The organism is Marilutibacter maris, from assembly GCF_006546735.2.
Taxonomy (GTDB): Bacteria; Pseudomonadota; Gammaproteobacteria; order Xanthomonadales; family Xanthomonadaceae; genus Marilutibacter; species Marilutibacter maris.
Window position 1 is genome coordinate 1 of record NZ_VICD02000220.1, and the last position, 8,274, is coordinate 8,274.

Here is an 8,274-nt window from a genome sequence, read left to right on the forward strand (position 1 = left end):
CCGGCGCGCTTCGACCCCGGCACGCCCGGCGAACTGCTGCGCCGCCGGCCCGACATCCGCGCCGCCGAGGAACGCCTGCATGCGGCGACCGCGCGCATCGGCGTCGCCACCGCCGACCTGTTTCCGCGCTTCACCCTCGGCGGCCTGATCGGCAGCCAGGCGATCGACAGCGATGCCCTGTTCGAGCGTGCCAGCGAGACCCGCCTGATCGCACTGGGCGTTGACTGGTCGTTCCTCGACATCGGCCGGGTGCGGGCGCGCATCGCCGCCGCCGATGCCGATGCCGAGGGCGAACTGGCGCGTTACCAGCAGACCGTGCTGCGGGCGCTGGAGGACACCGAGAACGCGCTGGTGCGCTACGCCCGCGCCCGCGACGAGGATGCCCACCTGACCCGCGCCGCGGCCGACAGTGCGCGCGCCGCCGAGCTGGCGCGGATCCGCTTCGAGGCCGGCGCCGCCGATCTGTTCGAGGTGCTCGACGCCGAGCGCAACCGCCTGCAGGCGCAGGACGCGCTGGCCGATGTGCGCACCCGCAGCGTCAACGGTGCGGTCGGCGTGTACCGCTCGCTGGCCGGCGGCTGGCCGTCGCGACAACCTCTGCGCGAGAGCCTGGCCGGACGCTGAGCCGGTTCATCTCGCCTCCCGATCCGTCCGTCGGCGGCTTGCGGCGCGCTCCCTCTCGCGCCGCCGCCGGCGGACGGAACCATCGACATCGCGGTATCCGCCAATGGCGCTAGACTCGTGGCATTCACGAGGAGGCGACCGATGCGGACCCTGCTGGCCCTGCTGCTGGCGCTCGTCGGCGCGGCGCTGCCCGCGCTGGCGTCGGCGCAGGCGCTGGAAGTCGAGCTGCTCTACACCGAGCAGGAGCTGAGCAGTCCGCCGACGGTGGCACCGGTGCAGATGCGTGCGGTGGCCGAGCCCGGCGAGTATCTGAAGGTGCCGCTGCCGCGCCGCAGTTCCGGCTATTGGCTGCGCCTGACCACCCACGCGGCGGTGCCGCGCGACGGCCGCCAGGTACTGGTGCTGCGCGGCGCTCAGAGCCTGGGACCGGTCGTGTTCCATCCGCCGGCCTCGGCGCCGCGGGTGATCGCACAGGGCATCGACGGGCCCAGCACCCTGCTGCGGCGCGGCTGGCAGTTGCCGCTGCCCAACGGCTGGCCGCCGGCCACGGTCGCCTACCTGCACGTGTCCGGCGATACCGGACAGGCGCTGCGGCTGGGGCTGATCGACGGCGATCGCCTGGTCCTGCGCGAACGCGCCGGCGCGCGCCTGGCCAGCGCCACCTTCACCGCCCTGGTGCTGGTCGCGATCTTCATGTTCGGGCTGTGGATCGCGCTGCGCGACCTGCTCTATCTCAGCTATGCGGCCTACCTGGCCTGCGTGGCGATCTACTCGATGCTGCTGACCGGCGATGCCGCCGAGATGCTGACGCTGTCGTGGATGGCGCCGGACAACCTGCTGGCGCGAATGGCGTTCGGCACCCTTGCGGTGATCCTGCAGCTGATCTTCACCGCGCGCTTCCTCGAACTGGCCCGGCTGATGCCGCGCGCGGCGCGGCTGGTGTCGGCGATGGTGTGGGCGCTGTTCGGCCTGTTGGCGGTGCTGCTGGTCGGCCAGGATCGCGTGGTGCGCTGGTATCCGGTGATGATCCACATGCTGCTGCTGGGTTTCATGCCGATCAGCGTCGCGGTCGCGATCCAGGCCTGGCGCAAGGGCGCCTCCTATGCCGGCCATTTCATCGCCGGCTGGACCCCGCTGTTGGCGATGGCGACGTTGATGGCCGGCCACCAGCTCGGCCTGATCGACGTGCCCTGGATCGAACGGGTGCTGCCGCTGGGCGCGGTGTTGCAGTCGGGCGTGCTGGCGCTGGCATTGAGCCAGCACGCCGCCAACCGGCACCGGATCGCGCTGCTGGCGCGGCAGTCGGCCGAACGCGACACCCTGACCGGTGCGCTCAACCGCGCCGCGATCGAGCAGATGCTCGCCGCCTGGAGCCAGATGGGCCACCTCGGCGCGAGCCGCTACGCGGTGCTGATGGTCGACCTGGACGACTTCGCCGAGATCAACGCGCGCCACGGCTACGTGGTCGGCGACACCGTGATGCAGCACGCCTATACCCGCATCCGCGGGCTGGTGCGGCCCGACGACACCGTTGCGCGGATGGAGTCGGACCTGTTCGCGGTGGTCAGCGAATGCCGCCTGGAGGACGCCGAACTGCTCGCCCATCGTGTCGTCGACGGGTTCCAGCAGCGGCCGTTCAACGTCGATGGCCACGACATCACGGTGACGGTCAGCATCGGCCTGGCGATGTCGCGTCGCGGCGAGGAGGCCGATGCGCTGCTGCGGCGCGCCACCGAGGCGCTGGCCGGGGTGCGGATCGCCGGACACAGCAGCATCGGCGTGGCCGCGGATGCGCGCGCCGGCGAAGGCCGTCGCCAGCGTGTCGGCGCGACCGGTCGCGACGAAGCCGGATGAGCGTGCGCCACCGTATCCACACGCGCATCCACGATGGCGGATCGCAACCGCGCCTGAATGCCGATGCGCGAACGTGCGCGCTGTCGTTGCGGCAGGGTGCGCCGGCGGCGTAGCTTCTGCCGCAGCACGCCGCCGAATGCGTGCGCCGACAACACACTGCGACGCATTGGCGGAGCCGCGCGCGGCTCCGTTCTTGTGTCCGCCCGCGACCGGCGCGGCCGCGGGCGTCCGTCGCGGAAGTGTTTGCCGACCCTGTCGGGCCTGTACCGTGGGCCCCGTGCCTGGAGTAGGATGCCGGTCCTTCCCACGCATCCGACGAGCCATGGCCGATTCCGACAAGCCAACCCGTGAGGACGCCGAAGCCGCCGTCCGTACCCTGCTGCGCTGGGCCGGCGACGACCCGGCCCGCGAAGGCCTGCTCGACACGCCCAAGCGCGTGGTCAAGGCCTACCGCGACTGGTTCAGCGGCTACGCCGAGGATCCGGCCGACTACCTCAAGCGCACCTTCGAGGAAGTCGAGGGCTACGACGAGATGATCGTGCTGCGCGACATCGAGTTCGAGAGCCATTGCGAACACCACATGGCGCCGATCATCGGCAAGGCCCACGTCGGCTACCTGCCCAACGGCAAGGTCGTCGGCATCAGCAAGCTCGCCCGCGTGGTCGAGACCTACGCGCGCCGGCTGCAGGTGCAGGAGAAGATGACCGCGCAGATCGCCCAGGTGATCCAGGACGTGCTGCAGCCGCGCGGCGTCGGCGTGGTGGTGATCGGCGCGCACGAATGCATGACCACCCGCGGCGTGCACAAGCGCGGGGTCAGCATGGTGACCTCGACCATGCTCGGCAGTTTCCGCGAGGACGCCCGCACCCGCGCCGAGTTCCTGCGCTTCATCGAGACCAGCACCGGCCGCTGACCGCCGTCGTTGGGGTTTCGTAGGAGCGGCAGGCCTCGTAGGAGCGGCGTAAGCCGCGATTCCCTGACGATCCCATGAAATCCGATCGCGGCTTACGCCGCTCCTACGGCATGGTCGCGTGTGACCGTGTGGCCCAGCCCCCCTGAGTGAGGGGGAACGATATCCGGCTGCGCGCGGATATCTCCCAAAGTGTGCTTCGCAAACCATGGGCCCCGCCGTTGCGCCTCCACACCCCCAATTCGCGCTGCGCGCGAATCGCCCCCTGACTCAGGGGGCTGGGTCAACTGTCCCTGTCCTGTAGGAGCGGCGTAAGCCGCGATCGGGCCTTCAAGGGAAATCTTCATCGTGGTTTACACCGCTCCTACAGGTCCTATTGGGCCGCGGCCACCACGCGCTCGGCGAGCATCCGCATCTGTGCGGGGGTGACCTGCAGGTGCGGGGCAATTCGCAACACTCCGTGACGTTGGGTAAACACGGCGCCCGCATCGGCAAGTGCGTGCGCCACCGCGTCCAGCCGCTGCGCGGCCGGTCGCAGTCCGAACAGGTGTGGCGCATGGCCGGGCGTGCCCCAGTCCTCGAGGCCGTGTTCGCGCAACACCGCGTCGAACGCAGCGGTGCGCGCGCCCAGCGCCTGCGACAGTGCGGCGATGCCCCAGTCCTGCAACTGCGACAGCGCGGCGGCGGCCATCGCCAGCTTCTGCGCATGGGCGACGCCACCGGCATCGAAGCGGCGCGCGCCGGCGCGGTACGGCGGCGGCTGCGACGGCGATGCCATCGCCGCGGCATGTTCGCGGGCGAACCAGTTCTGTTCCAGCGGCTGTCCGTGCGCGCGCCAGTGCGGCGCGGCCCACAGATAGGCCAGACCGTGGCTGCCCAGCAGCCACTTGTGTCCGACCGCGGCCACGAACTGCGGTCGCCAGCGGGCGATGTCGGCCGGCAGTGCGCCCAGGCTCTGGCTCATGTCCAGCACCAGCGCCGCGTCGCGCGCCTGTGCCCGCGCCGAGATCCGGTCCAGATCGAGCAGGGCGCCGTCGTGCCAGTGCGCGTGCGGCAGTGCCAGGATCCGGATCGCCGGATCGGCGTCGAGCGCGGCGAGCACCGCCGCGGTCCAGTCCTGGCCGTGCGCGCGCCGCACCGCGACCAGGCCGGCGCCGGTCTGCGCGCAACGTTGCTGCCACGGCAGCAGGTTGGACGGGAACTGTCCTTCCAGCACCAGCACCGTGTCGCCGGCATCCAGTTCGAGATTGTTCGCGGCCAACGACATCGCGTAGCCGACCGACGGCACCAGCGCGACGCCGTCGCCATCGCCGCGGAAGCCGTCGCCTTCGAAGATCATCGCCGCCAGCGTGCGCACCCGTTCGATCGACGCGTACCAGTCGTCCATGTCGATCCGCCACGGCGCGACGCCGTCGGCGAGCGCGGCTTCGGCGGCGCTGTGCACGCTGCACAGGCGCGGACCGTGCGCCGCACTGTCCAGATACAGCGTGCCTGGCGGCGTCGCGAACAGGTCGGTGAGAGCGTCGTGGTCGGAAAGCGGCATCGGTACGGGGTTCTACGGCATTTACGCGGGATCGCGTCGCGACATCCTGCCACCGTTGCGGCAGCAGCGTGACGGGCTATGCACGGCCCGTCATCGCGGGTGGAGTAAGCTCGGGGCCGATGACAGCGTCCATCGCCCCGTCCGCGCAAGCGGTACCGCTACATCCGCAGGCCGCCGCTGTGGCGGACACCACCGCAACCGACGAGCCCGCAACCGACGCCCTGCCGGCTTGCCAGGCGCGGACCGGCGACGCACTGGCCGCACGCTACCGCCACGTGCGTGCGCGCAGCCTCGCGCTGGCCGCGCCGCTGTCGCCCGAGGACGCGATGGTGCAGAGCATGGCCGACGCCAGTCCCGCCAAGTGGCACCTGGCCCACACGACCTGGTTCTTCGAACTGTTCGTGCTCGGCCGCGATCCCGACTACCGGCCCTACCGCCCCGACTGGCATTACCTGTTCAACAGCTACTACCAGAGCGCCGGGCCGATGCACGCGCGACCGGCGCGCGGCCTGTTGTCGCGGCCGTCGCTGGCCGAGGTGCTGGCTTACCGCGAGGCGGTCGATGACGCGATCGATGAGGCGTTCGCGCGCGATGCGCTCGACCCGGTCGCGCGCCAGGTGCTGCTGCTGGGCACCCACCACGAGCAACAGCACCAGGAGTTGTTGCTGACCGACATCAAGCACGCGCTGTGGTGCAACCCGCTGCGACCGGCCTATCGCGACGATCTGGCGACCGCGGCGGCATCGTCGTCGTCGCCATCGGCATGGATCGGATTCGACGAGGCGGTGGTCGAGATCGGCGCGCCGGCGTGGCCGCGGGCGACGGAGTTCGCCTACGACAACGAGTCGCCGCCGCACCGGGTGCTGGTGCCGGCGCACGCGTTGGCCTCGCGGCCGGTCAACAACGCCGAGTACCGCGCCTTCATCGACGCCGGCGGCTACCGCGAGCCGGCGCTGTGGATGAGCGAGGGTTGGGCGCGGGTCCAGGCCGAGGGCTGGACCGCGCCGCTGTACTGGGACGAGGACGGCGAACGCGCGTTCACCCTCGGCGGCATGCGCGTCATCGATCCGCACGCGCCGGTCTGCCACCTGAGCTATTTCGAGGCCGACGCCTTCGCGCGCTGGGCCGGCGCGCGGCTGCCGACCGAGGCCGAATGGGAGCAGGCCGCGCGTCCGCTCGCGGTCATCGGCCACTTCGCCGACGACGACCGCCTGCAGCCGTGCGCGCCGGCGGCGACCGGTCGCGGACTGGCGCAGATGTTCGGCGACGTCTGGGAGTGGACCGCCAGCGCCTATGGCGCCTATCCGGGCTTCCGTACCCTTCCCGGCTCGCTGGCCGAATACAACGGCAAGTTCATGTGCGGGCAGTGGGTCCTGCGCGGCGGCAGTTGCGCCAGCCCGCGCGACCACCTGCGCGCCAGCTACCGCAATTTCTTCTATCCGCCGGACCGTTGGCAGTTCTCCGGTCTGCGCCTGGCCAGGGACGAGCAATGACGAATGCCGCGACGATGCCACCGTTGACCGATCTCCATCCCACCCCCGACGACATCCTCGGCGACACCCTCGAGGGCCTGTCGTCGACGCCGAAGCGGCTGTCGTCGAAGTATTTCTACGATGCCCGCGGCTCGCAGCTGTTCGAGCAGATCACCCGCCAGCCCGAGTACTACCTGACCCGGGTCGAACTGGCCCTGCTGGAGGCCTCGATGCCGGCGATCGCCGCGGCGGTCAACGACTGCCCGCACGTGGTCGAGTACGGCAGCGGCAGTGGCCGCAAGACCCGTCTGCTGCTGGCCGGCCTGGCCGATCCGGTCGCCTACACCCCGATCGAGATATCGCGCAGCGCGCTGCTGGCCAGCGTCGAGCGCCTGGCCGAGGCATTTCCCGGGATCGAGATGCTGCCGGTCTGCGCCGACTTCACCCAGCCGGTGCCGTTGCCGCGACCCGAGCGCGAGGCCGGCCACACCCTGGTGTTCTTCCCCGGTTCGACCCTGGGCAACTTCACCGCCGATGCCGCCGAGTCGCTGCTGTGTTCGATGCGCAAGACCATGGGTGCGCGCGGCCAGGCCCTGGTCGGCATCGACCTGGTCAAGGACGCGGCCACCATCGAGGCCGCCTACAACGACGCCGCCGGGGTCACCGCCGCGTTCACCCTGAATCTGCTGACCCGGCTCAACCGCGACGTCGGCACCGACTTCCAGCCCGACGGCTTCCGCCACCAGGCCCGCTACGTGTCCGAACGCGAGCGCATCGAGACCTTCCTGGTCAGCACCCGCGACCAGGAGGTGCAAGTGGACGGGCGCCGCTTCCACTTCCAGGACGGCGAGGCGATGCAGGTCGAGTACAGCCACAAGTACACCGATGCCAGTTTCCAGGCACTGATTGCCCGCGCGGGCCTGAAGGTGGTCGAGCGCTGGAACGCCCCCGGCGACGCCTTCGGCCTGCGTCTGCTGCAACCGGCCTGAGGCGCGCGCCGCCAACTCCGAGGACACCGCGATGACCGAGGCACCGAAACCGCCGGCACGCTACGACGACCTGCGCGCACTGTTCCTCAACTGCACGCTCAAGCCCAGCGGCGTGGCCTCGCACACCGAACGCCTGATCGACGTCGCCGCGGCGGTGATGCGGAGCAACGGGGTCGAGGTGGAGTCGGTCCGTCCGGTCGACCTGGACCTGGCCCCGGGCGTGCAGCCGGACATGACCGCGCACGGTTTCGCCCGCGACGACTGGCCGGCGTTGAGCCGGAAAGTGATGGCCGCCGACATCCTGGTGCTGTGCACGCCGATCTGGCTGGGCGAGGAAAGCTCGGTGTGCCGGCGGGTGATCGAGCGGCTGTACTCGGAGTCGGGACAACTCAACGACCGCGGCCAGTACGCCTATTACGGCCGCGTCGGCGGCTGTCTGGTCACCGGCAACGAGGACGGCATCAAGCATTGCGCGATGACCGTGCTGTACGCGCTGCAGCACCTGGGCTACACGATTCCGCCGCAGGCCGACGCCGGCTGGATCGGCGAGGCCGGCCCGGGGCCGTCCTATGGCGACGAGGGCGCCGGTTACGACAACGACTTCACCCAGCGCAACACCACCTTCATGGCCTGGAACCTGATGCACCTGGCGCGATTGCTGCGCGACGCCGGCGGCATCCCCGCGCACGGCAACCAGCGCGACCGCTGGGATGCCGGTTGCCGCTTCGATCATCCCAACCCCGAGTACCGCTGAGCCTGCACCGCTGAGCCGCGCGGTCCGTGGCTCAGGCGGCGGCGATGTCCGCTTCGGGCACCGGCAGCCGCCGTCCGCCGCCGTTGCGCAGCAGCCGGGCGATCCCGCCGGCGGCCTCGCGGCCCTCG

Annotated in this window: 7 protein-coding genes; 6 read left to right on the forward strand and 1 reads right to left on the reverse strand. The window is 70.8% G+C overall.

Annotated features, from left to right (window positions below):
- The 3 genes from FKV24_RS12960 to folE all read left to right on the forward strand — a co-directional run.
- Positions 1-624: TolC family protein (locus tag FKV24_RS12960; protein WP_141482667.1), on the forward strand; the 624-nt coding region annotated here is incomplete at its 5' end.
- 141 nt (positions 625-765) lie between these two features.
- Positions 766-2,478, forward strand: a complete 1,713-nt coding sequence (locus tag FKV24_RS12965; RefSeq protein ID WP_111267855.1) for a sensor domain-containing diguanylate cyclase — start codon at positions 766-768, stop codon at positions 2,476-2,478.
- Positions 2,479-2,800: 322 nt separating this feature from the next.
- A complete protein-coding gene (gene folE, locus FKV24_RS12970) occupies positions 2,801-3,391 on the forward strand; it encodes a GTP cyclohydrolase I FolE (protein ID WP_111267854.1) in 591 nt (196 codons plus the stop codon).
- A 370-nt stretch (positions 3,392-3,761) separates the two neighbouring features.
- Here folE and FKV24_RS12975 read toward each other — a convergent pair whose 3' ends face one another.
- Positions 3,762-4,931 (reverse strand): aminotransferase class V-fold PLP-dependent enzyme, encoded by a 1,170-nt coding sequence (locus FKV24_RS12975; protein ID WP_141482668.1) that lies wholly within the window; start codon positions 4,929-4,931, stop codon positions 3,762-3,764.
- A gap of 119 nt (positions 4,932-5,050) precedes the next feature.
- Here FKV24_RS12975 and egtB point away from each other — a divergent pair, with 119 nt between their 5' ends.
- Genes egtB through FKV24_RS12990 form a run of 3 tightly spaced genes read left to right on the forward strand, consistent with a single transcriptional unit; the run spans position 5,051 to position 8,146 of the window.
- Positions 5,051-6,424, forward strand: a complete 1,374-nt coding sequence (egtB, locus tag FKV24_RS12980; RefSeq protein ID WP_111267852.1) for an ergothioneine biosynthesis protein EgtB — start codon at positions 5,051-5,053, stop codon at positions 6,422-6,424.
- Between the two features lie 14 nt (positions 6,425-6,438).
- Positions 6,439-7,392 (forward strand): L-histidine N(alpha)-methyltransferase, encoded by a 954-nt coding sequence (egtD, locus tag FKV24_RS12985; protein WP_249041013.1) that lies wholly within the window; start codon positions 6,439-6,441, stop codon positions 7,390-7,392.
- A gap of 31 nt (positions 7,393-7,423) precedes the next feature.
- Entirely contained in the window at positions 7,424-8,146 is a 723-nt protein-coding gene (locus FKV24_RS12990) for a flavodoxin family protein (protein ID WP_141482670.1), read from the forward strand.
- Positions 8,147-8,274 lie beyond the last annotated feature (128 nt).

Coding starts and splice junctions, on each gene's coding strand:
- FKV24_RS12965 (WP_111267855.1), top strand. CDS start 766: ATGCGGACCCTGCTGGCCCTGCTGCTGGCGCTCGTCGGCGCGGCGCTG.
- folE (WP_111267854.1), top strand. CDS start 2,801: ATGGCCGATTCCGACAAGCCAACCCGTGAGGACGCCGAAGCCGCCGTC.
- FKV24_RS12975 (WP_141482668.1), bottom strand. CDS start 4,931: ATGCCGCTTTCCGACCACGACGCTCTCACCGACCTGTTCGCGACGCCG.
- egtB (WP_111267852.1), top strand. CDS start 5,051: ATGACAGCGTCCATCGCCCCGTCCGCGCAAGCGGTACCGCTACATCCG.
- egtD (WP_249041013.1), top strand. CDS start 6,439: ATGCCACCGTTGACCGATCTCCATCCCACCCCCGACGACATCCTCGGC.
- FKV24_RS12990 (WP_141482670.1), top strand. CDS start 7,424: ATGACCGAGGCACCGAAACCGCCGGCACGCTACGACGACCTGCGCGCA.